We start from the raw sequence: 25,347 nt of genomic DNA on the forward strand, positions 1-25,347 counted from the left end.
CATGGTTCAATCATTAAATCTGATAGTATTTTCAATATTTCAGGATAAGAATGCATGATTATTGTTATTTCCCCGGCAAAAACTCTGGATTTTGAAACGCCAGCCATCACCCAAGTACATACCCAACCTGATTTCCTCGATGATTCGGCACAACTGATCGATGAACTCAGAAAACTGGAGCCAGATCAAATCGGCCAATTGATGTCGATCAGTCCTAAGCTGGCGCTTCTGAATTCAAACCGCTATTACGCTTGGAAGCGTCCGTTTAATATGGATAATGCCAAGCAGGCAGTGCTCGCTTTCAAAGGGGATGTCTACACCGGTCTGGACGCAGATACCATGAGCACTGCAGAATTAACTTTTGTCCAGAATCATCTGCGCATCTTGTCCGGCTTGTATGGTATCTTGCGCCCACTGGATCTGATACAGCCCTATCGCCTAGAAATGGGCACCCAGTTCAAGAACTCGCGCGGCAATAATCTGTATGAATTCTGGGGAGACAAAATCACGCAAGCGCTCAATCAGGATCTGAAAAAACAAAAAACGGATATTCTGATCAACTTGGCTTCCAATGAATATTTTCAATCCATCCAAGCCGACAAACTCAATGCTCGTATCATTACGCCGGTATTCAAAGACGAGAAAAATGGCGTATACAAGATCATCAGTTTCTTCGCCAAAAAGGCGCGTGGCTTAATGAGTCGCTACATCATTCAAAGCAGGCTTTCAAATCCAGAAGACATCAAGCGCTTTGATGTGGCAGGCTATCAATTCAGCGAAGAAGCGAGCGGCAAGGATGAATGGATTTTTACGCGTTCAGGATCTAAGCGAGCATAATCCCATGAATAAAAGGGAATTGATCGAACTAGCCAAGCATTACGTGACCTTGTCCAATGAACACAATCTTCAGCGTATCAAATTCCTGTTCGTTGATGACGCTACCTACCATTCTGCTTACTTTGGCGAATTTCAAGGCAGAGCAGCGATATTGGTCATGATGGCCGACTTTTTCACCCGCTTTCCTGATGCCCATTGGGAAGTCATGGAATATCATTGCATTGAAGGCGATGGCGTAGAGTTTGCGTTTGTAATGACCGGAATAGACGCATCTTCCGGTGAACGGGTGAAACGGCACGGACTGGAGCGCATCTATTTTAATTCGGACGGCAAGATAAAAGATATCACTGTTGATAAACCGATTACCTGATCAGAGCAAGACTTCCAAGGAAACGCTGACTAATTCTAATTCGGCGAACGTGATGAAGCGCGAGGCGCACGGAACGCAGCAACCGAGACATATCAAATCAGATAGACGAGGAAGCGAGGACCGCGCAACGAAGCGATTCGCCCGTGCAGTCAATTAATCAGCGTTTCCCTAATTATCTGTACGTTAACGCACATACGATGCACATCCTGGTCAATATAATTTGCGTGACTAATCCCGATTCGCTCGAACTGAACTGGTCTATTCATCCTCTTAGGCAGTTGAGTACAAAAATTAATTTTAAACATCGTCGTCTGACAGAGCGAAACATTAATTGTTGCAGTTTATTAATGAATCCGCCGCCTCTAACACCGCCCATTAAGCGAGTGAAAGCGTGCATGCTGTGGATATAGGCAAGTTCTAGAGTTTCGGCCTTGAGCTCCAGCGAGAAATATTTCTAATACACTGTTCACTTTATGCTGGCACCTCAGTGACTCCTCAAATAGTGCAGGAAAGGCCTTAAATCGGCAGATAACTGGTTAGTGTTTAACACCATGTGGTAAGTATTTGGCAAATACAGGCATGTGCCTGTGCTAGCCAGTTACCATGAGTTCGAATGAGGAGAATGTTATCAGCATCGAAGACTTCGAATTTTCAGCCCGGGCACTGAATACGCTCCATAATGACCGCGATACGGAATTATTGCGCGCCGAGTTGTTCAGCATGGAGCAATTAAAACGTCATGGAGCGATACTCGCGAGTCAGTACAAGATCGATTCTCAACCGGGACCGGATCAGTTATTGCCACGGCTAGCAGATAACGAACGCGTTCTGCTGGTGGTGTATGATCTCGTAGCTACCACAACCACGCCGGGACAGCGAATTGTCCCGGCAGAAGCCTGGCTGCTCGATAACTTTTATCTCATTGAACAGCAAATCAGTCAGGCAAAACGAAATTTGCCTCGTGGATTCAGCCGTCAGCTACCACGATTGATTGAAGGGCCATCCGTAGGTTTTCCCCGTGTCTATGATTTGGCATTGCAGCTGATCTCCCATATGGATGGCCGCATCGACAAGGAAAACATTCTGCAATTCATCGGCGCATTTCAAACTGTTGAACCGTTAAAGCTGGGTGAATTGTGGGCGTTTCCGATCATGTTGCAACTCGCCTTATTAGAAAATCTTCGCCGGGTCGCCTTGCGTATCGCGCGTCGGCGCCAGGAATTTAATGAGGCTATCAACTGGGCGGATCGTATGCTGACAGCTGCTGAAAGAGAACCGAAACAGCTTATTCAGTTATTGGCCGAGTTTGCCAGTGCCGATGTGCCCTTGACCGCACCATTTGTCGAGGAATTTTATGCTCGACTGCAAACGCAAGAGTCGGCGATGGCTTTCGTAATTACCTGGATCGAGCAGAAGCTTTCAGAGCAAGGGGCCACCGCAGCCCAGCTATCAGAAGCAGCCGGCCGGATCGCTGCAATGAATCAGATTTCCATCGCCAACAGTATCGGCAGTCTAAGACTTATCGGCACGCTGGACTGGCGGGATTGTGTCGAAACACTCAGTATCCTCGAAGCGACATTACGTGAAGACCCAGCAGGATTGCACAGCCGCCAGGATTTTGCTACCCGCGATCGCTATCGGCGTATTGTCGAAGAGATCGCGAGAGACAGCCACTCCCATGGTGAACCGGCAGTGGCTCGTGAAGCCATTACACTGGCACAGGCTGCCGCAGAACGATCGGGTATTGATGATCGCACCGCACATGTTGGATACTATCTGATCGATCTGGGTCGGCCAATATTGGAACGCGCAGTCGGCTTCCGATTATCGTGGAAAAGTCGAATCTGCCGCGCGAGCCAGCATTGTAGTTTATTCCTTTATCTTGGCCTCATTTTTCTGTTCACCGCATTGGCGACTTCAGTCATATTTTTTTCAATCGATGATCTCGGGCCGCAAGATTGGCGCTATTGGTTTTTTTTGATGACTGGCATGATCAGTGCTTCAGCACTTGCAGTTTCGCTGGTAAATCTGCTGGCCACACTGGTTTTACCACCGCGCACATTGCCTCGACTGGATTTCTCTCACGGCATCCCTGCAGTTCATCGCACCATTGTAGTCGTACCTACTTTAGTCAGCAAACCTCAGGAGATTGATCATCTTCTGGAGGCTCTGGAGATCCGCTATCTCGGCAATCGCGACCCCAATCTGTTCTTCGCCTTGCTGACGGATTTTCGTGATGCGCCGGAACGTACACAACCGGAAGATGACGCTCTGCTTACCTATGCCCGTGCTGCGATCGAGGAACTCAATGCTACTTACCGCGACGACCGGCCATGTATTTTTTATTGGCTTCATCGGCCACGGGTATGGAACGCGCACGAGCAGGTATGGATGGGGTATGAACGCAAGCGCGGCAAACTGGAGCAATTCAACGCTTTGCTGCGCGGTGGCCCGAAAACGGCATTCTCAGATATCATCGGAGACATATCCATTCTTGAATCGATCCAATATGTCATTACGCTGGATACCGATACACAACTTCCCCGCGATGCAGCGCATACCTTGATTGGTAACCTCGCTCATACGCTCAACCGACCAGTATACGATGCTAAGCGAGGTCGCGTGGTTGCAGGTTATGCGATCCTGCAACCGCGCGTTTCGATTAGCCTGACCAGCGCCACCCAGTCGCGGTTTACCAAATTATTCGCGGGTGAGTCAGGCATTGATCCCTATTCACGCGAGATATCCGATGTTTACCAGGATATTTTCGGTGAAGGATCGTTCATCGGTAAAGGTATTTACGATGTGAATGCCTTTCGGCAGGCCGTCGATGGACGTTTTCCAGAGAACCTGATTCTCAGTCATGACTTGCTGGAAGGCGGATATGCGCGTTCGGCATTGGTAACCGATGTCGATCTTATTGAAGAGCATCCTGCCAGCTATGCCATAGAGGCCAGCCGGCAGCACCGATGGATACGCGGCGACTGGCAATTGATCAGTTGGCTGCTTCCCTCCGTGCCCGGACCAGACTCGAATGGACTAAAAGCAAAGCGGCAACCCAACCCGCTCAGCGCCCTATCCATTTGGAAAATATTTGACAACCTGCGACGCAGTCTTGTGCCTGTATCACTACTAGCCTTGCTGGCAGGGGGCTGGTTATTCGGTCCAGAACCGGCATGGTTCTGGTTCCTGCTCGTCGCAGGCGTGCTGTTCCTGCCTATTCTGCTGAGAACCACGATCGAATTCATTCGTAAACCGGATGAACGAGATTGGCTGGTACACGCGAATTTAACCAGCAAATCTACCGGCCGCCCTCTTGCACTTGCTTTGTTAACGTTGATCATGTTGCCCTACGACACGCTGATCAGCCTGGGCGCGATTCTGAGCTCAGGATTACGTATGCAGTTCACGCGGAGAGGTTTAATGTTGTGGCATTTACCTTCCTATGCGCACCGCAATAAGTGTAGTACATTGGCTGATTTTACCAAGGAGATGTGGATCGGCCCCGCATCGGCAATAGTGATGGGCTTGGCATTGCAGAGCAGCCGGTCAGCGGAATTTCTTTTTTATGCCCCTGTTTTGCTGGCTTGGTTCTTGTTACCCTTAGTCGCCTGGTGGATCAGCAAGCCACTGGTGTCCCCAGCCCCCGCACTCACTATCGATCAGCGTGTGTTTCTGCATATGGCCGCCCGGCAAACATGGCGTTACTTTGCGCAATTTGTTGGTCCACAAGATCATTGGCTGCCACCCGATAATTTTCAGGAGTATCCGGCTAAAATCCTCGCCACACGCACTTCTCCCACCAATATCGGCATGTCGTTACTGGCTAATCTGGCTGCATACGATTTTGGTTATATCCCTGCCGGCGAATTACTACGGTTGAGCCAGAATACCTTAGAAACCATGGAAAAAATGGAACGCCACCTCGGCCATTTTTACAACTGGTATGACACCCGTACGCTGAAACCTCTGCATCCGCAATATGTCTCCTCAGTAGACAGCGGCAATCTTGTCGGTAGCTTGCTCACCTTGCAAGCGGGATTGGCCGAATTGAAGGATCAACCGATTCTATCAGTCAATACATTCCAAGGATTGCAAGATACCATACGAGTGCTTTCCGAACAGGTATCGGAATCATCTAGCGGGGATCTTTCAAAGAAAATCAAAGCTCTCGAGGATCATCTCCATGCACGTCTCTTCACCGGACCACCTCAGACATTGGCGGTGGCTGATAGCTGGCTCAATGAGATGCGCCGTATGAGCAAGGATATAGTTGCGCGGCTGCCTGCCAGTATCAATATCGAGAGTGAATTGTATTACTGGGCACAGGCGCTTGATCAGCAAATCAGTGCACTGCAGCAGGATCTTCGCGATCTGGTACCTGAGCCGCAATCCTGCAACACGATTCCAACATTAGCGCAGCTGGCCGCAGACAGCACTACGAATAGAGAAACACCACTGCCGGCAGATGTCGCCCAAGGTGCGCTAGAGCGAATCAGAGTCATCGATACCTTGTCAGATCGTTGCCGCAAACTTGCAGTCATGGATTTTGAGTTTCTCTACGATACCTCGCGCGATTTATTGGCCATTGGCTACGATGTCGGCGAACGTCGCCGTGATCAAGCCTGCTATGATCTGCTGGCATCCGAAGCGCGGCTGGCTAGTTTTCTACTTATCGCGCAAGGACAGATTCCGCAGAAACATTGGTTTGCGCTTGGCCGCTTACTAACCAGCCATGATAAAAATATCAGTCTGATTTCATGGAGCGGTTCAATGTTCGAATATCTGATGCCGCGCTTGATCATGCCGAGCTATGAAAATACCTTACTGGAGCAAACCTGCAAGGCGGCAGTATCGCGTCAGATTGAATATGGTCGGCAACGCGATGTACCGTGGGGAATTTCTGAATCCTGCTATAACACCACGGATGCGCACCAAATCTATCAATATCGCGCATTCGGCGTACCTGGGTTCGGCTTCAAACGAGGATTGGGAGATGATCTGGTCATCGCTCCCTATGCCAGCGCGTTGGCATTGACAGTCATGCCGCACGAAGCTTGCAGCAATTTGCAAATACTAGCTGCTACCGGTGTGCTTGGAGCCTATGGATTCTACGAAGCAGTCGATTACACACCTGCACGTGTGCCGCGCGGCAAGACTCGTGTCATTGTGCGCACTTTTATGGCACATCATCAGGGTATGAGCCTGCTGGCTTTTGCGCATGTATTACTTAACCGTCCGATGCAGCGCCGTTTTATGTCAGATCCGCTGGCTCAGGCAACCGAATTATTATTGCAGGAGCGTATACCGAAGAAGGGGCCTACATTACATCCTCATGCGGCGGAAGTAAGCGCTGCCGCGCGCCCGGCAGGCGCCGAAGCCGGCACGATCATGCGCGTATTCACCAACCCGAACACGCTGATACCGGAAGTACATCTGTTATCCAATGGACGGTACCACGTGATGGCAACCCATGCCGGCGGTGGTTATAGCCGTTGGCGTGATTTGGCCATTACCCGCTGGCGCGAGGATGCCACTTCCGATAGCTGGGGCACTTTCATTTACTTGCGTGACCGCGACTCTGGTCACTACTGGTCTACTGCACATCATCCCACGTTACGAAAAGCAGATCACTACGAAGCAATTTTTGTGCAGGCACGAGCAGAATACCGTCGCCGCGACCATGCGATTGAAACACACACGGAGATCAGCGTTTCACCGGAAGACGACGTCGAGATCCGCCGTGTTACGCTCACTAACCAGTCTTCCCGTATCCGCCATATCGAGATAACGAGTTATGCGGAAGTGGTGCTGGCGCCGTTGAATTTCGATCTGGCGCATCGCGCTTTCAGCAACCTGTTCGTACAAACGGAAATTATCCACGATCGGCAAGCGATCCTCTGCACGCGGCGGCCCCGCACTCCAGGAGAACAAATACCCTGGATGTTCCACTTGATAGCAGCACCAGGTGCAGTCATTGATGAGACGTCTTATGAGACGGATCGTGCACAATTTATCGGACGAGGACGAACACCAGCCAATCCTGTGGTGTTCGATACTGAGCATTCACCAGACTTGTCGAATACGGATGGCTCGGTACTTGATCCGATCATGGCAATCCGCCGTACTATTACCTTATCGCCGGATGAGTCGGCCATCGTGCAGATTATCTCCGGTGTGGCGAGTACGCGCGAGGCAGTCCTGGCGTTGCTGGAGAATTACTGTGATCGTCACTTCGTCGATCGTGCTTTTGAGATGGCATGGTTTCAAAGCCAGGAAGTACTGCACCACCTCAACGTTACCGAAGCCGATGCTCAGATCTATGGCCGCCTTGCCAGCTCCGTCATTTACAGCAATGCCTTACGGCGTACTGCTCCAGATGTCATCGCGCGCAATCAGCTGGGTCAATCCGGATTGTGGCGCTTTGCTATCTCGGGGGATCTGCCGATTGTATTGCTACGCATCGGCAAGCTGGATCGTATTGATCTGGTAAAACAAGTGCTGCAGGCGCACGCCTATTGGCGGCTGAAGGGACTGATTGTCGATTTGGTGATCATGAATGAAGATTTCTCAGGGTATCGCGCCGTTTTGCACGATCAGATCATCGGATTGATCAACGCGGGAACTGACGCTCAACTTATCGAGAAATCAGGCGGTGTTTTTGTGCGGCGTACGGAAGAATTGACTGAAGATGAGCGAGTCTTACTCCAGACGGTCGCTCGTATTGTGTTCAGCGATACGACGGAAACATTAATCGAGCCATTGGAACGCCGCGTATCGGCTGAGCGCGTCTCGGATCTTCTGGAACCTGTATTACTGCCGGCCTCTGAATCAGTCAGCCCCTTACTGACGCGGGAACGCATTTTCTACAACAGTATGGGAGGTTTCACACCCGATGGGCGCGAGTATGTGATCACTCTGGAACCAGGCAAAACCACACCTGCACCATGGGTCAATGTAATCGCCAGCCCATACATCGGCACGGTGATCAGTGAATGCGGTGGAGCGTATACCTGGGTGGAAAATGCCCATGAATTTCGCTTGACGCCTTGGCAGAATGATCCGCTTAGCGACAGCAGCGGCGAGACATTCTACATCCGCGATGAAGAAACGGGCGCATTCTGGTCACCCACACCCTTGCCGGCCAGAGGTCAATCCGGCTACGTATGCCGGCATGGATTTGGGTACAGCGTATTCGAGTATTACCAGACCGGTATCTCATCGGAATTGCGCACTTATGTTGCCATCGATGCATCAGTGAAGCTCGTGGTTATCAAGCTGCATAACCATTCGAAACGCTCACGGCAGTTGTCGCTGACTGGTTACTGGGAATGGGTGCTCGGGGAATGGCGGCATACTAATCTGATGCACATCGTCACTGAAATAGATCCGCATAGCCGAGCACTGTTTACTCGCAACGCTTACGGTCGCGAATTCGCCAAGCGAATCGTTTTTGTCAATGTCAGCGAACAGGAGCGCTCAGTAACCGGTAATCGGACTGAGTTCATTGGTCGTAACGGCTCGTTGGCCAGCCCTGCAGCCATGCGCCGCAAGCGCTTGTCAGGCAAGACGGGCGCGGGGCTTGATCCATGCGCCGCGATCCAGACCCAAATCGAGCTGGCCGCGGGACAAGAGCGTGAAATCGTATTTATACTCGGAGCAGCATATAGTGCTGATGAAGCACAGCAGCTCATCCAGCAATACGGCGGGCTCGCAGGTGCTCGGCAGGCATTAGAGGCTGTAGGAGAATACTGGAATCATGTTTTGGGTACAGTGCATGTTGAAACGCCTGATCCCGGTCTGAATATTTTGGCTAATGGCTGGCTAATCTACCAAACCTTATCCTGCCGGCTATGGGGCCGTAGCGGATACTATCAGTCAGGTGGCGCCTATGGCTTCCGGGATCAATTGCAAGACACCATGGCACTCATCCATACGGCGCCGTGGCTCGCCCGTGAACAGCTCATACGTTGCGCTGGACGGCAGTTTCTACAAGGGGACGTGCAGCATTGGTGGCATCCTCCCAGTGGCCAAGGTGTACGCACACATTTCTCTGATGACTATCTGTGGTTACCATATGCAACCTGTCATTATGTACGGGCAATTGGTGATATTGGTGTACTCGACGAGCTGATCCATTTCCTGGAAGGCCGCGAATTGTATCCAGAAGAAGAGGCCTACTATGACCAACCACAGCGTTCGATAGAGGCGGCCAGCCTGTATGAGCATTGCAAGCGCGCCATTGAACACGGTTTACGCTTTGGCGAACATCAATTGCCACTGATGGGTTGCGGTGATTGGAACGATGGCATGAATCTTGTTGGTCGTAACGGTAAGGGCGAAAGCGTTTGGGTAGCGTGGTTCTTATATGCGAACCTGTGCTTATTTGCCGACTTGGCGCAAAGCCGAGAAGACCAAGCTTTTGCAGAAGTCTGCATGAAGCAGGCAAAGCAATTGCGCGACAATATTGAAATCAATGCTTGGGATGGTCACTGGTATCGACGAGCCTATTTCGATGATGGCACTCCCTTGGGTTCATCCGTCAATGATGAATGTCAAATTGATTCGATCAGTCAAAGCTGGGCCGTGATTTCTGGTGGCGGCGATCCAATACGCTCACGCCAAGCGATGGCTGCTGTAGATCAACGCCTGGTTCGGCGTGATGCGCAATTGATCCAGCTATTCGACCCTCCCTTTGATCAATCAGAGCTTGAACCCGGGTATATCAAAGGCTATGTACCCGGCACCCGTGAAAATGGCGGTCAATATACGCATGCCGCGGTTTGGTCCACCATGGCATTTGCCATGTTAGGTAACCGTGAACATGCATGGGAATTATTCACCATGCTCAATCCCATTAATCATGGTCGTACACCTGCCGAAATTGAACGTTATAAAGTCGAACCGTACGTCATGTGTGCGGATATTTATGGGGCGTCACCCCATATCGGCCGAGGTGGCTGGACCTGGTACACGGGAGCAGCAGGTTGGATGTATCGCCTGATTGTAGAAACTCTACTCGGCTTGCAATTGGAGGTAGACCAGTTGCGCATCACGCCATGCATGCCGCCTCATTGGGAATCGTACAACATCCGTTATCGCTTTTACGAGACTTTTTATCACATCACCGTGAAAGGCAATGGAGAAAAACAGATCCGGGTAATAGTGGATGGCACTCCCATCACAAGAGTTGGTATTAATGAAACAGGACGACCACAAGGCATAATTCCTCTGGCAAACGACCATAGAGAGCATCATGTGGAGGTAAGTTTGAGCTAGCTCTTCTCTGTTCCAATAAGTTAACTAACGAACAGATTTTATCTAATTTCATAGATATCATTATTTAAAGTAGCGAAAATCTTCTGTAGTTTTAGGCGCGAAGTTTAATCCCAAGAAATTAAAAATTCTTTGCCAATTTTTTGACGGAGTTTGATATGAAAGATGAAAATAACGAGAAAAGTGTTTACAGTCATCACGAGTTTGATATACGCCTGACGGGAGCTGGTAAATTGATTGGAAATGGAATTTGTAATCAAAATGGCGAAGACTTGGGCAATATTAAAGAAATTATGCTGGATCCAGCCAATGGCAAAGTGCGTTACGCGATTCTCTCCTTTGGCGGTATTTTCGGAATAGGAAATAAACTATTTGGAGTGCCCTGGAGCGCATTGAAGCTCGATGCAGAAAAAAAACATTTTGTACTCAATATGGATAAAGACCGGCTTAACTATATGCAGGGATTTGACAAAAATAACTGGCCAGATATTACGACGTGTTTTTGAATATCCTTATTATGGTGCGACAGAACAAATAATCCCACTGGACGAAGATTGGTTGTATGAGAAAGCATAAACACGCTTGTTCTAGCCAAAATTCATCAAAGATTCCAAATTTATGGAATTCACTTACTCGCTCTCTCATTAATTAACTATAATAAAAAATGTAGCACTTTGTACTTATTTCTTCTTTTGTGTGATGTCGCGTTCAAAAATCAAAGTCGTCCGTATCGAGGAAAGCCAGCAGCAGGCATCTCTTTCACCTGCACAGAGAAAATTTAATGGCTTGATTCATAAGATCAATGCCCAGAAAAAACTATTGGTTACATGGCAGGAAACAATCCCACAATTTCAGCAGGAAATTGCCAGAAAACTGCTCCCATTGCGCGATATATTCTGCGAACATCAAGCTGAGATAGTGGTGATGCTGGATACTTTGTACACAACACAGAAGTTCACCCATGAGCAGCAGGATAAGATAGCCTATCTGATCAGCAGTATATGTGAAGAGTTGATCAGCCAGCACGGACGTGAGGATTTGAAATCGCTGCATGATTATTACAGCGGGCAAAATTACGATGATGTAGCTCTGGAAAGGAATGAGATAGCCAGTGAATTACTGAAGTCCATGTTCGAGCAGGAGTTCGGCGTTGAATTGGATGATGAGGAATTTGATTTTTCTGATCCTGAAGGAACGTCAGCACGTTTGGTGGAAAAAATGCAGGAGCAACAGGCTCAAGAATCCCGCCGCAAACGTAAGAAATCCGCCAAAAAATTGGCAGAGGAAGCTCGCAAGCAGGAAGAAGAAGCCAACATCAGCAAATCGATTCAAGCAGTTTACCGGCAATTGGTAGGCGCTTTACATCCTGACCGTGAGCCGGATCCAGTAGAACGCGAACGCAAAACCGGCTTGATACAGAGAGTAACGGTAGCTTATGGAAAGAAAGATCTGCTGCAACTGCTGGAATTGCAATTGAGCGTCAAACAAATTGACCAGAACAAAATTAACAACATTGCCGATGACTTACTGAAGCATTACAACAAAATCTTGCAAAGTCAATTGGAAGAGCTTCAACAAGAAGTGATGCAGACGGAACAGAGCATCAGGAAAATGATTGCGCTTGCACCATATGAGCGATTATCGCCTAAGCGGTTGTTTGCTTTGTTGCATGAAGATATCCACAGGTTACAGAATCAAATTAGTCGTATTCAGCATGATTTGATGCTGTTCAACGATGTTAAACAGTTCAAGTTGTGGCTCAAAGGCTACCGGATTCCTGAATCTGAGTTTAATCCGTTTTTCTGATCACTCCCAGCGCTGACCCAATCTTCACTTGCTAGCGAAATATTCGAGTCAGAAATAGGTTAGCATATACTTTCATACCGCTATGCAAAAATTGCTTTTCATTCAATATCACCCAGATTTAATCTTGCCAGACTATTACTATAATAATTCATATATTTTTTTCTCGAACCCTACAAATTTTATATCCGGTGATTGGAAGCATTGTTTAAATTAGCAGATAGCGCTATCCTGATAAGCAATATTAATTTTTATCAATAATATAATAAGACATATGACACAAGACGAACAAAAACGCGCAGTTGCAGCGGCTGCAATTCAGTATATTCCGGTTGGTTGTATTGTTGGAGTGGGTACAGGCTCTACTGCCAATTATTTCATTGATGAACTCGCCAAAATCAAACATAAAATCGAAGGCGCAGTTGCCAGTTCGGAAGCAACCGCGCAGCGCCTTGCAAGTCATGGCATTGAAGTGCTCGATCTCAATAATGTCGCCGATCTTCCGGTATATGTCGATGGCGCGGATGAGATTACCGAGCATCTGCACATGATCAAAGGCGGTGGTGGCGCTTTAACTCGGGAAAAAATCGTTGCCGCAGTTGCACGGAAATTTATCTGCATTACCGATCAAAGCAAGCTGGTAAATATTCTTGGCAATTTTCCATTGCCTGTTGAGGTGATCCCAATGGCGCGCAGCTACGTGGCACGAGAAATCGTATTACTAGGCGGGCATCCGGCTCTGCGCCAAGGTTTCACTACAGATAATGGGAATGTTATTCTTGATGTGCACGGCTTGCAAATTATGAATCCAGTTGAACTGGAAACAACGCTTAATCAAATCGCGGGTGTTGTTACGAATGGTCTTTTTGCCCGGCGCCCAGCAGATACTTTATTACTGGGTACTGATCATGGCGTAAGAACAGTTACTGTTTGATTATAATGCTCACCAGCCTTAGCACCTAGCATTAAGGAACTCCGACGCATAATCTACTTCCCTATCGATAATAAGCATGCCATGGTAAACAAAGAACATATTTCCAAGCAGTTCGACGCTGATCTTGAAGAAGTGCGTACACGTGTTTTGCAGATGGGTGGTTTTGTTGAAGAACAAATCGAGTATGCCATCGAGGCTCTAACGAGTGGCAATGAAGAGTTAATTGATCAAGTCATTACGCGTGATCATCGTGTCAATGCAATGGAAGTTTCTATCGACGAAATCTGTAGCCAGATCATTGCGCGCAGACAACCCACTGCCAGCGACTTACGCATGATCATGATGGTAATAAAAACCATTACAGACCTGGAACGCATCGGTGATGAAGCTGCAAAAATTGCACGAATGGCGAAGTTGATCTATGCATCAGATCGTATGCACATACCTCGCTTTAATGAAATCAAGCATGTGGCAAGCATCGCCATGGATATGCTGCATAAGGCACTGGATTCTTTTGCCCGGTTAGATTTAAATGCGTCGGCACAAATTGTGCGCCAGGATGAATTTGTGGATGAAGAATTTCGTGCCATCTTGCGTCAAGTGATTACATTCATGATGGAAGATCCCCGAAAAATTTCCACTTGTCTGGAAATAATATTTGTTGCCAAAGCCATTGAACGTATCGGAGATCATGCAAAAAACATGTCTGAGTATGTGGTTTACATGGTTAAAGGCAAAGATGTTCGCCATGTTACAGCCGACCAGATTGAGCAGGAAATTAGAGAATAGGCAGATATTATATATTTTGCCTAAGAAGAACATTCAGGCACAGGAACAGGACAACTCGTAATTTTAACCACACGTACTCTACCAGCGGAACTAAGTCTTATCTCACGCCCATTACCAGTCACTGCGGGTGGTGCAGGACACATCGTAATCGTACCGGACTGAAACCCACCAGTGATAAGCTTTGGCATGCCTTGTGCATCATAGGAAATATAGTTATTGATATTACAATTTCCAAAAAAACTAAAGCCGGCTGGCAAAGCAGATGCTGTCGTAATGACTTGCTCACCACTTCCGATACTTGCACTATTGTCCAGATCCACAAATATAACCCAGCCTTGGCTCCAATCACCTGAACTGGCACATGATGAACCATCCGCGCTTTTACAGATTGCAACACGCGCATTCCGTTTAATCGCTTCCGATCTGGCTAATGAAATATGTGAAAACAGGGTATTGGTATAGCTATTCAAGCGAGTATTCACAGTAAACTGGCCAAAAGACGGCACGCCTACAGCCAATAAAATAGAAAGTACCGACAATGCGACCAGCAACTCAATCAATGTTACCCCACCGTAAATTGAAAATTTTTTATTGCTAACCGCTAAACTCGAAATAATCATTTCACTTTATTGCTGAAGATACCAATAAGCCCGGCTTTTATATCTTGCGGGGGTCGCAAGCGGTTCAGGTGCTGATCCTTCTAAAGAAGATACTCCACTGCCTCCAATTAAAAAGGGTAATGTCATATCTTGACCAGTAACGGAGTCCTGCACAGTGACCATGCCAGCCACCGGTGATGGTGGCAGCCCTCCCCCGTTTACTGGCACATATCTCGTAGCACCTGCAGGACGGCCGTCCATAAATCCCAAGTTATAAACACGAGCTTCACCAAGATTGTAACAACTGTTTTTCTCAGGCAGTGTTGGCGTATGGGTACTAAACGTGACAACTCCCAATACGGCAACAGCCGAAGTCACCACCTGTTCCTTATCATGCCCACTGCCGTCTGTGCCAAAAGGCATATACCAGCCTTTTTTAGAGGCTAGCTGCGCCTCCGTTGGCAACAACGTACTATCTGGATCTATGGCAAGCAGGGAAGTGATACACGCCAAAGCCTGTGACTGGCAATTAGCCGTCTCTGATGACCACCAGGCAGCATCAGAAGGTTTGTCTTTAATCATGAAAAACGCATTGTTCACACTGGTGGTGGTCGTATGGCTCAAAAGAGGGTGTTCGCGATCGCCCGAGCCTATTAAAATCACATTGTAACTGGGCGCCACAACCACTTCAGGAGCAAACATGAATTTGCGATTGGCCACACCACCTGGGCAGGCGGTTGTATCGCATCCCAGTGCGGCAATTTTCATGATTGTCCAATTTGAAGGCACGGCAGAACCAATCGTTATATGGTAAACGTTTCCGCCTGTATCAGCAGCATAGGCATAGTCAGCCAGACCGGTAAGTGTGTTAGGCACCACAGTAATATCCCCTACTACACTGCGATCGGTTGATAATGTTGTGAGTATTGATCCATTATTTGCATCCAGCACAAAAATTCTGTTGCCTTTCGGTGCGGTACAGGTATTCAGATCGCTGCTGCCTTGCCCATCTTCGCAAGTGTCATATCCACCACCTAAAATAAGCATCGGCAACGGCGTAGATCCCGAAACATAGCCCGATGCTTTCAGAATCTTTGCTGCAGACCATGTCTGACCGATACTGACGAAATCTGAAGAAGTGCAATTGGTATCATCAGCCAGATTAGGGCAGCCTTGGCGCCATTTCAAACTTGGACTCGTGGGAGTGCTGGTATCAAAAGCATAAATCATCCGCCCACCACGCCGTTGTGTAGCGAAAACCCAGACTGTACCGCTGTCTTTAAAAGCTGTGATAGGACCGTCAAAAAAGTAAGGTTTGGCAGTTGCATCCCCCACACTAGGATATGTAATGGCAGGACTGTTGTGATAAATGCGCTTGAGTCTGCCATAATGCTCTGGTGCAACAAATGACCATAACTCACTACCGGGAGCATAAGCGTCAATACTGTTGGACTGATTGCCATTGATGGCATGTAACATCCCATCGCTAGCGCCATAAAACACGACCACTCCTGTACTTCCCCCATAATCGATTGCTACGGGTCGGGAATGCACAATATCACCATGCGCTGATGGTCTCATTTCGGTAGTATTGCCGTTGATATTTTCGTCCTTGATATCCTTACCGCGTATCCAGTTGATGAGATTGGTACGTTCAGTATTATTAGCTACACCCAGCTGGGTCTGCGTAATGGAGGCATTGGCATCATTAAAGTTGCTTAAATCTGTAGTGTTGAAGGGTCAATGGCCCTTAGCATAAAACCTGCCGCGCCTTTTTCCACAATGGCACCATCCGGAGTATTTGATTGATTGGAATTAGCAATTTTTAAGCATGCGCCTTGCGGTGAAAATGACCAGTAAGTATCCATATTTGCTGTACTGGGAGTCCAGAAACTACGAGCACACGGCGTGATGAAACCAGAATCCGCATTAATTGCCAGAACATCATCGGCATCTACAAGATTCAAGTTAATTTTATTATTCGTCACACTCGCTTCAAATTTATATTGCTTGAGATTCCCCATCCACTGAGGCTTTAAGTTAGCATCCGGACGGAACATTCCGATAAATACCTGATTACGATAAGTACCTTGAGTATTAACACTGACTGGAAGGCTCGCGGAAGCAAATACACTATTATTGGCTTGTATTTCAGAAAGAGCGCTTTTGAGCGCTTGTACAATTTCTGAACCATTATCAGTCGAAGAATCGACTGCGTAATACCCCCCTTGGCCTTGCTTCGCCATACTTTTTAATAATGCAGTAAATCCAGGCCCTTGTCCGGTTTTACTCGGATCTACATCAATCGTATAAGTTTTAATTTTAGGATAGCTGGAAGTCGCCATAAAACGCGCCCATTCATCGCCGGCACCTGATTGAGAACCACCGGGAGAAAGCATGATCTGCGCTGTGCTTCCTCCTGCCTCAGACAATTTTGAGTTGGCCGTTGAAGTATCAGAACTGTTATCCTGCACAGGGCCATTACTGATATAAATAATAAAATTTTTCTGACAACCTGAATTCACCGGACTCTCATAGTCAGTATTACTGGAAGACGCCAATGCATTGCCTTCTAGTGCATAAACAGCATTCGATGCTGAAGTCCCTGAGGTATTACCGGCATAATCTCGCTCAACCTTGTTATGACCTGCGTATGCACTCTTACCTGCAAAATAATAGTAGGCTTCTGCCATCGTCAAACCCAGCTTACCACCGTTTGATTTATCATTAAGCTTATGCAGGCTGTTTACCAGATTCTGATAAATCAGCTTGTTGGTAGTATCCATCAAACGCACTGCAGCACGCACATAACCACCCGCAGGATTACCATTTCCTGAGCCTGTCTCACTGAACATCATCAAGCCTACCCTAATTTCACCAGTGGGCAAATCACCCAATACCATAGACAGCGCATTGATCTCATTCACAAATGCATTATTCCAATTTGCCGTGTTATCCAATATGATCAGAACGTTAGGAACATCTTTGGAATCTGATGACGTAACGCTAGTAAAAAGATCAATATCTTCTGCCGCTGAAATCGTGCTGGCAATTGCTAGAATTATGGTAATTAGCAAACATTTCTTTAAGTGTATAAACATTGACCCTAATCCCTAGATTTAATCTTTAACAGGAAGACAATAAATATTCACCCAATGTTAGCTGCTTGTTAATACCCTGTTTAGCCACTACCGATACACCTGTAGCCTGATTCTGTGCGGTAGCCTCAATTTCCCATAACGTTAAATAATCCGATGAGTTGGTGACATTAGAGTTTACCCCACTCAAGGAATCAACATTGACAGGAGCTAATGTGGCTTTCAGACATACAGGCGCTTTAATGCTCACCGTATAATCAACCACATCATTCTGATCAATATCGATATCGATCATTGCAGGATAATTTGCTGGATCAATGGCCGCAAAATTAATATTAATGGTCTGCTCAATGGCCATATTAGCAGCTGCTATTGCTTCATTTCTAAATTGCATGTTCCCCACCGCTTTCAGATTTCCACCGCTTAATGAAAAAGCAGATATCACCAATAAGGTGATCGCAACTAATATAATAAGTCCAACCACTAAAGTAGCACCGCTTTGCCAGAAAAACATATTTTCATTTCTCATGGTTTTTCTCGTCTGCCTGACGAATTTATCAAACGCACATAACTGGTATAGGCATGGCGCCTATAGCCATCATTGAAAGGCTTCAAGGTAGTCGATCCAAGCTGATAAGTTTTATCATCGACATACCCAGAAGAGGTTTCCAGGTTGCGTGCAAGCACATGGACTTGCACTGCGACAATATTTGCCCAGTCCAAGGCTGTGCAGGAAGAACAATTGTCAAAAATATCCGCGCTGCCATCTTCATCAGTATCTCGTCCATATTCAAACTGGATGCTTTGAATACCTTCTATGACTGGCTGTGCTGATTGCATTTTGACGACCCCACCACTTAAATCAAAATCAGCGCGCATGAGTGTCGGAATACCGTCACTCGAAGCAACAGAATAACTACGCACATAAAAAATGGAAATGATGAGTTTCCGTTTGTCTGCAGCCGTGATGCAGTCTTTCTTATATACGCCGATACCAGGTGCGCCCAATACAGGTGTGGTAGCTGCATCAGAAACATAATTTCCATGCCCCGTGTCTGTGCATTGTTGGGTTTGCAAGTACAATTTGCCTGCATTGAAGTTTTCACAGCCTGCTACACCTGCGGCACAGGTTGCAGCATATCGAATCACTAACACATCAGAGTCCGGCTGTCGGTTTGTCACAATACTGGAACATTCATCCGGTAAAGAAGTCCCTGCTGCATACCCCTGCACTGGAATAGAAAACATGTTGCTGATATAGGTTGCGTCCCAGTCAGTGAATGGAATACATGGATTAGGTATTGCTGTAGGAGGCACGGCGGAGGGTAGAGCTGGCACATAAGTATCCCAATAACCTGCATGCCATAACTCTTGCTGCAGCAACTGTAAAGTGAATCGACCATTTTCAATTTGCCGGTTCATTTTCGCCAGCTCGGCATTATTCCTGGTCAGATCCAGGTAGAGTGCGAGTATGCCTGTCATGACTAACAATCCCAGCGTCACTGAGATCATCAACTCAATCAGAGAAAAGCCACCCTGCTGACTGCTTAGCCGGTGATCTGATTTACCAGTACTCCACTTTGATATTTGCTCGCTCATGGGGATGCCAGATTAGCCACACGTATGATCGTACTCATGGTGCGCCGGCACAAGTCATCAGTGCATTTTGTATTTGGCGCACCATCATAGAGCCCAGTTCCACAATTGGAAGACGGCGCTGAAATCGGAGTCATACCCTGCCAAGCTACCGTAATCATGAACTGATCACCTGTGCCAAGATCTTCGATACAACCGCGCGCACCGATCATGGCACCTACATTTACCGACAACGATGATTGCTCACTGGCACCTTTGAGTGCGTTACTCCATTGACAGGCATCAAAACTCTGGCCATTTCCTGCGCAAGAAACAGGCTGACTATCTCCGGTTCCCAGAGGATTTGCCGATGCGGTAACGTAGGTAGCTGCATTTGCACGGTTAGCAGACAGCCTGTTTGCCATGTCTTCCAATAGAATCAACGCATGCGTACGCTGATAGGATTCGAGCTCGGAAGATTGTAAACGTATCTGCAAGCCAGCCAATCCCAATAGCCCGATAGCCAGAATAACTACAGTGACAAGAACTTCGATCAGCGATACGCCACACAATGAACGCGCCGGGCTTAAACCGAATGAAACTTTCATTTCTGGGTTACCATTTGTCAGCAGGTGTTTTGACACCTTCACTATTGAGTACCAGGCTTCCATCGCTTGCCTGGGTGCCGATTGGTGTAAATGTGAGCGTATACGAAGGCACAGCACCCGCTCCAACCACAATCGCATAACTGTATTTGCTACTGACCTCTGGCGGCAATGCATAACCGTTCGCCTCTAAAGTCGCTTTGCTTGCATAGTTTCGGTTAGTTAGCAGAAACTGTTGCTGACGATTGGCAATATCCATCATTTCTGCCTGAGCTACCGTGCGATTTGCTCGTATCGTATATTGCATATAGGAAGGGAAAGCAACGGCTGCCAAAATGCCGATGATGGCCACCGTAATTAATAATTCAATCAATGTAAAACCATGCGAATTTAATCTTTTTATGCCTTGCATCTTTTTCATCTATAAAATTCCAGGAAATTTACTCTTGATTCTGATCCTAATTCACACATGGAGCACGGTTTATGAAATAACGGCTACTCGTCAACTAACTTTAATGTTGAGCACAATTTCATTATCCATGACCTCTTGATTTGAGGTAGAACTCTATCTAGCCGGCATAGGTTACAATTTGCTCTAATAGTCTAAAGAAGCCTTATTTTTATAGACATAGGCAGATAGTCATCCATCATGAAGTGGGACATGATCGTCATTGGCGCAGGAATCATTGGGCTTGCAACAGCAGAACGCCTTTTAATGCAGGGCGCAAAAGTGATGATACTTGAGCGGAATAAAGTTGGACAGGAATCATCCTGGGCCGGCGGTGGTATTTTGTCGCCGCTTTATCCATGGGATTATTCCGATGATGTCACACAACTTACCAGCTACAGCGCCAATCAATTTCCTGCCTGGGTTTCAGCTTTACAAGAAGCTACTGGAATGGATCCGGAGTATGAAACATCCGGAATGCTGATATTGCCGCCTTACGATGAAAAAACCGCGCAACAGTGGTGTTCAACCCGAGGAATTAAAATAGAATTACGTGTAGTATCTAAGATCGACTCCATCGAAAACATTTCTGAAACTTATAGAGGCAAAACTCACGATCACGCGTTATTTCTGCCAGATATTGCACAAGTACGAAACCCAAGGCTATTACAAGCATTACATAAACGAATTCTACAATTAGGCGGAAGCATCAAAGAAAACTGCCCAGTTCATCATTTTAAAACCGCACATCGGAAAATCCTATCGATCACTTCATTCTGCGGTGAATTTGATGCTGACAACTATATTATTTGTGCCGGGGCCTGGAGCGAGGAATTATTGGGAACACAAACCATAAAACTAAATATCAAGCCGATCAAGGGACAAATGCTATTGTTCAAGTTTGATACCCCACCGCTGCACACCATCCTCGTGCAAAATGGTTTATACATCATTCCTCGTCGGGATGGACATTTACTCATAGGCAGTACATTAGAGGATGTAGGGTTTAACAAGCAAACGACGGTATTCGCACGCGAATATCTGTTGACACGTGCGCAGGCTATTCTGCCATTACTTCACAAAAAGCCCATCATCCAGCACTGGGCAGGGTTACGTCCTGCTTCACTCAATAATCTACCGACGATTGGTAAACATCCGATGATTGATAATTTATTTTTCAATTGCGGTCATTTTCGTTATGGGTTAACAATGGCGCCAGCCAGTGCTGAGATTCTGGTCAATGAAATTACGTGCGCACCACAACCATTTGACATCACCCCATACCAGGCAGAAAGAAATGTTAATAACTCTCAATCAAGCTCTAGGTAATGGAAACACCACCGATTCCACAACACCGCTTAATTCTTCTATCATCACATCTTCACCAATTTGCTCGGCACCGATCTGCTTAAGCCGGGATATTACCTGCTGTACCAGTATTTCCGGAGCTGAAGCCCCCGCAGTAATGCCGATGGTCTTCTTTCCAACAAACCATTTTTCTTGCAATTGTTCGGCGCGATCTACCATATAGGCTTCAACATTGGCGTTTCTCGCCACTTCACATAATCTGTTTGAATTCGAACTATTGGGAGAACCTACGACAATGACCAGATCACACTGATTAACCATTTTTTTAACGGCATCTTGACGATTCTGCGTGGCGTAGCAAATATCGTCTTTCTTGGGACCCGTAATTAGAGGAAATCGTCGTTTCAATGCATCGACAATACGGGCAGCATCGTCAACTGACAATGTCGTTTGTGTTACATAGGCCAGATTAGTTTCGTCTTTTACTGTCAAGATCTCAACGTCTCCCTCGGTTTCGACCAGATACATTCCGTTATCCTCACCTTCAATCTGCCCCATTGTGCCTTCAACTTCCGGGTGACCTTGATGACCGATCATGATGATTTCTTTGCCATCCCTGCGCATTTTGGCCACTTCCACGTGAACTTTAGTCACTAAGGGACAAGTTGCATCAAACACTTTTAATTTACGATCTGCGGCCTCTCGCCGTACTGCATGCGATACACCATGTGCACTGAATATCAGGATACTGTCTTGCGGTACTTCATCCAGGTTCTCTACAAAAACGGCTCCCTTTTTCTCAAGATTTTCCACTACGAAACGGTTGTGCACCACTTCATGCCGGACATAAATGGGTGCTCCATGCATTGTCAGTGCCCGTTCAACAATTTCTATCGCTCGATCCACGCCGGCACAAAAGCCTCTTGGGTTTGAGAGTAGTACTTTGATCATTTATTTATTCTCCAGCTATGGGATATTTGGGTCTATACGCTTCAGTAATAAAAACGCACTCAACATTACGAATAACCAAGCATTGAAATCTTAGTTCATGCCTCTCGATAACGCTCGGCCAATGCGGTACGTTTCTCATAAGCCTCCCGTGCAATCTGAATATCTTCCAGAAAATGCGGCAGCTCTTTCATGAGTAGCGCCTGTGGGCCATCCACCAGTGCTTTACTGGGTGCCGGATGAAAGTCAACCAGCACCATATTGGCTCCTGCTGTTACACCTTGAGCTGTCACATGCATAATATCCAGAATGCCATCCGGCGAGCTCGCGCGACTACCTACGGAATGTGAAGGATCGATACAAACGGGCATACGGGTTAATCGCTTGACAACAGGCACATGCGAAAAATCGACAAAATTACGATGTGGATCCCCCATATTGGTTTTCATTCCCCGCAAACCAAAGACGACCTTGCGATTTCCTTCCGAAGCCAGGTACTCTGCAGCATTCAGAGATTCATCCAGAGTAATACCAAAACCGCGCTTGATCAGTACCGGAAGCTGCTGCTGACGACCGACAATTTTCAACAGTTCAAAGTTCTGTGTATTTCTTGTTCCGATTTGCAGCATGACACCGGTCGCGTTACCGGTTTGATATAATGCATCGCGTATTTCATCCAAATGGGATTCATGCGTAATTTCCATCGCGATAACTTTTATGCCATATTTTCCTGCCAGATCAAAAACGTATGGAAGGCAGGTCTTGCCATGCCCCTGAAATGAATAGGGACTGGTACGTGGTTTATAGGCGCCCATCCGCGTGCAGACCTGACCATGATCACGCAATGTTTTTATCATTATTTCAACATGTTCGAGGGTATCAACCGCACATAATCCTGCAAACACATTCAGTGTATCCTGTCCAAACCGAACACCGTTATAGTCAAAATAAGTTGGACGATCGTCATTTTTGTGCCGCCCCAATACACGATATTCCTCGGAAACACGCACAACCCGATCAACACAAGGAAGAGCGCTAACGTCTTCAATAGACAGCACTTTAGTATTACCAATCAGGTATATTTCTGTCAGTGTTTGCTCAGCACCAACCTCAGTATGTACTCGCGTTGTAATTCCTGGAAAATTGGCTAGATGGGCCAATAACTGTTTATATTCCGGACTATCAGGCCGGGTATCGGGAACAAGAATAAGAATCATAAAATATTTTTAAAAAGATAACGCTGATTCATTGGCATAAGGCAAGACGACGGCTCACGATTTTAACCGAAAAAACTGTCAGTTACTATGATTCCAGTAAATATCCTTAACAGATTCTTCTCCAGTCCTAACTTTTATTGCACTGCATTATTAATACGTTTGTTCTGTTATTTTAATGCTAATCATCACCCTGAGACAATTTGTCACATAGCCATACAATAAAATTTAAGCTAATGTTCTATTATTGAACAAGCTAAAATTTAAATTGTCCCTCAATCATGTTTAGTGATCTCAGCCAATCACCGCTCAGTAAAAATTTACAACGTTTATTTTTGCTCCGTAATATTTCCATCATTGCTCAGTGCCTGACACTTGGCATCGTGTACTGGACGATCGACATTATTATTCCATGGGCTCAAATGATCTCGGTTGTTACGCTCCTCGCCTTATTGAATCTGTTGACATGGATACGGCTACACCGTAAATGGCCGGTATCCCATATGGAATTTTTTTTGCAATTACTGATCGATGTGCTAGCGCTCAGCACCTTATTGTATTTCAGTGGCGGATCAACCAATCCGTTTATCTCATTGTATTTATTACCACTGACAATCGCTGCCGCCACGCTGCCGTGGCGCTATACATGGGTCATGGCTGTCATCACGATCGCTTGTTATACACTATTATTATTTAATTACATACCCTTACCGCACGAGCACAGCAATCATCTCATCGAATTTGCTTTGCATGTGTCAGGGATGTGGCTGGCATTTGTGTTAAGTACTGTTATCATCGCCTGGTTCGTCGTTAAAATGAGTGCCTCGATCCGGGAACGGGATCAGGATCTTGCCAAAGCACGGGAACAGGCATTACGTAATGAACAAATCATTGCCTTAGGAACCTTGGCGGCTGGCGCCGCACATGAACTAGGTACGCCACTTTCAACTATGGCTGTGGTAACCAGAGAATTACAGCAAGAATATACCCAGGATAGCGAATTCCAGAATAACATTTGTATCCTACGGGACCAAATCATTCATTGTAAACAGACGTTGACCCAATTACTGGCGAAAGCAGGTCAAACCAGAGCTGAACATGGCAGCGAGCTTCCGGTCGACGAATTTCTTCGTCAAATTCTTGACAAGTGGAAGCTGATACGCCCTTCTGTCCAATTTACTTATCAAAGTACAAATACACAGCCTGTGCCTAAAATCATGGACAACCAATTATTAAGCCAATCCATACTAAATTTGCTTAATAACGCCGCCGATGCATCCTCAAAACACATTGAGATCAAAAGTAATTGGAATAATTCTATGCTACATCTCGAAATTATTGATGATGGTGAGGGATTATCTGCAGAAGCCATGCAGCGTGCTGGCGAAGCTTTTTTTTCAAGTAAAACGCCAGAACAAGGTTTTGGAATTGGACTATTTCTGGCCAATGCCAATATCGAACGATTTGGTGGCAGTGTCCGTCTGTTTAATCTTGAAAATGGCGGAGCCTGTACACAAGTTGTTTTGCCGATGATAGGATAGAT

Annotated in this window: 18 protein-coding genes; 9 read left to right on the top strand and 9 right to left on the bottom strand. The window is 46.6% G+C overall.

What is annotated here, in order from left to right; all coding sequences use genetic code 11:
- The first annotated feature begins 54 nt into the window (after positions 1-54).
- The 7 genes from yaaA to phoU all read left to right on the top strand — a co-directional run bounded on the left by yaaA (position 55) and on the right by phoU (position 14,009).
- Positions 55-837: a peroxide stress protein YaaA gene (gene yaaA / locus BM021_RS00105; RefSeq protein ID WP_090717246.1), complete on the top strand. Its 783-nt coding sequence runs from the start codon at positions 55-57 to the stop codon at positions 835-837.
- Positions 838-841: 4 nt separating this feature from the next.
- Positions 842-1,207: a nuclear transport factor 2 family protein gene (locus BM021_RS00110; RefSeq protein ID WP_090717250.1), complete on the top strand. Its 366-nt coding sequence runs from the start codon at positions 842-844 to the stop codon at positions 1,205-1,207.
- 603 nt (positions 1,208-1,810) lie between these two features.
- Positions 1,811-10,486: a glycoside hydrolase family 94 protein gene (locus BM021_RS00115; RefSeq protein WP_090717253.1), complete on the top strand. Its 8,676-nt coding sequence runs from the start codon at positions 1,811-1,813 to the stop codon at positions 10,484-10,486.
- A gap of 155 nt (positions 10,487-10,641) precedes the next feature.
- Positions 10,642-10,989, top strand: a complete 348-nt coding sequence (locus BM021_RS00120; RefSeq protein ID WP_090717256.1) for a PRC-barrel domain-containing protein — start codon at positions 10,642-10,644, stop codon at positions 10,987-10,989.
- Positions 10,990-11,182: 193 nt separating this feature from the next.
- Positions 11,183-12,289: a molecular chaperone DnaJ gene (locus tag BM021_RS00125; RefSeq protein WP_090717258.1), complete on the top strand. Its 1,107-nt coding sequence runs from the start codon at positions 11,183-11,185 to the stop codon at positions 12,287-12,289.
- Between the two features lie 271 nt (positions 12,290-12,560).
- Positions 12,561-13,220 carry a ribose-5-phosphate isomerase RpiA gene (gene rpiA / locus BM021_RS00130; RefSeq protein WP_090717260.1) on the top strand — a complete coding sequence of 220 codons (660 nt, stop codon included), beginning with the start codon at positions 12,561-12,563 and terminating at the stop codon, positions 13,218-13,220.
- 81 nt (positions 13,221-13,301) lie between these two features.
- Positions 13,302-14,009: a phosphate signaling complex protein PhoU gene (phoU, locus tag BM021_RS00135; RefSeq protein WP_090717263.1), complete on the top strand. Its 708-nt coding sequence runs from the start codon at positions 13,302-13,304 to the stop codon at positions 14,007-14,009.
- 20 nt (positions 14,010-14,029) lie between these two features.
- Here phoU and BM021_RS00140 read toward each other — a convergent pair whose 3' ends face one another.
- From BM021_RS00140 to BM021_RS00165, 7 genes are all read right to left on the bottom strand, one after another.
- Positions 14,030-14,629, bottom strand: a complete 600-nt coding sequence (locus BM021_RS00140) for a GspH/FimT family pseudopilin (RefSeq protein WP_090717266.1) — start codon at positions 14,627-14,629, stop codon at positions 14,030-14,032.
- A 6-nt stretch (positions 14,630-14,635) separates the two neighbouring features.
- Positions 14,636-16,189, bottom strand: coding sequence for a pilus assembly protein (locus tag BM021_RS15655; protein ID WP_218147779.1), 1,554 nt, complete (start codon positions 16,187-16,189; stop codon positions 14,636-14,638).
- Between the two features lie 137 nt (positions 16,190-16,326).
- A complete protein-coding gene (locus BM021_RS15660; protein ID WP_218147780.1) occupies positions 16,327-17,709 on the bottom strand; it encodes a pilus assembly protein in 1,383 nt (460 codons plus the stop codon).
- Between the two features lie 25 nt (positions 17,710-17,734).
- Positions 17,735-18,235, bottom strand: coding sequence for a pilus assembly PilX family protein (locus tag BM021_RS00150; protein WP_143074261.1), 501 nt, complete (start codon positions 18,233-18,235; stop codon positions 17,735-17,737).
- Positions 18,232-19,305, bottom strand: a complete 1,074-nt coding sequence (locus BM021_RS00155) for a PilW family protein (RefSeq protein WP_090717271.1) — start codon at positions 19,303-19,305, stop codon at positions 18,232-18,234. The genes BM021_RS00150 and BM021_RS00155 overlap by 4 nt, the downstream gene beginning before the upstream one ends.
- Entirely contained in the window at positions 19,302-19,889 is a 588-nt protein-coding gene (gene pilV, locus BM021_RS00160; protein WP_090717274.1) for a type IV pilus modification protein PilV, read from the bottom strand. Before pilV ends, BM021_RS00155 begins: the two co-directional genes overlap by 4 nt.
- A 7-nt stretch (positions 19,890-19,896) precedes the next feature.
- Entirely contained in the window at positions 19,897-20,307 is a 411-nt protein-coding gene (locus BM021_RS00165; protein WP_305728870.1) for a type IV pilin protein, read from the bottom strand.
- A 228-nt stretch (positions 20,308-20,535) separates the two neighbouring features.
- Between BM021_RS00165 and thiO the strand changes: the two genes are divergently transcribed.
- Complete coding sequence (gene thiO, locus BM021_RS00170; RefSeq protein WP_090717276.1) at positions 20,536-21,663, top strand: glycine oxidase ThiO; 1,128 nt, start codon at positions 20,536-20,538, stop codon at positions 21,661-21,663.
- Here thiO and ispH read toward each other — a convergent pair.
- Both ispH and BM021_RS00180 read right to left on the bottom strand, forming a co-directional pair.
- On the bottom strand, positions 21,649-22,593 hold the full coding sequence (gene ispH / locus BM021_RS00175; protein WP_090717279.1) for a 4-hydroxy-3-methylbut-2-enyl diphosphate reductase: 945 nt from the start codon (positions 22,591-22,593) through the stop codon (positions 21,649-21,651). The two genes, thiO and ispH, sit on opposite strands and share 15 nt — an antisense overlap.
- A 95-nt stretch (positions 22,594-22,688) precedes the next feature.
- The gene (locus BM021_RS00180; RefSeq protein WP_090717281.1) at positions 22,689-23,807 is read right to left on the bottom strand and encodes a 3-deoxy-7-phosphoheptulonate synthase; all 1,119 of its coding nucleotides are present in this window, start codon (positions 23,805-23,807) and stop codon (positions 22,689-22,691) included.
- A 278-nt stretch (positions 23,808-24,085) separates the two neighbouring features.
- On the opposite strand from BM021_RS00180, the gene BM021_RS00185 reads away from it, so the two are divergent.
- Positions 24,086-25,345 (top strand): ATP-binding protein, encoded by a 1,260-nt coding sequence (locus tag BM021_RS00185; protein WP_090717284.1) that lies wholly within the window; start codon positions 24,086-24,088, stop codon positions 25,343-25,345.
- The last annotated feature ends 2 nt before the right edge of the window (positions 25,346-25,347 follow it).

This window comes from Nitrosomonas sp. Nm166 (genome assembly GCF_900112825.1).
Taxonomy (GTDB): Bacteria; Pseudomonadota; Gammaproteobacteria; order Burkholderiales; family Nitrosomonadaceae; genus Nitrosomonas.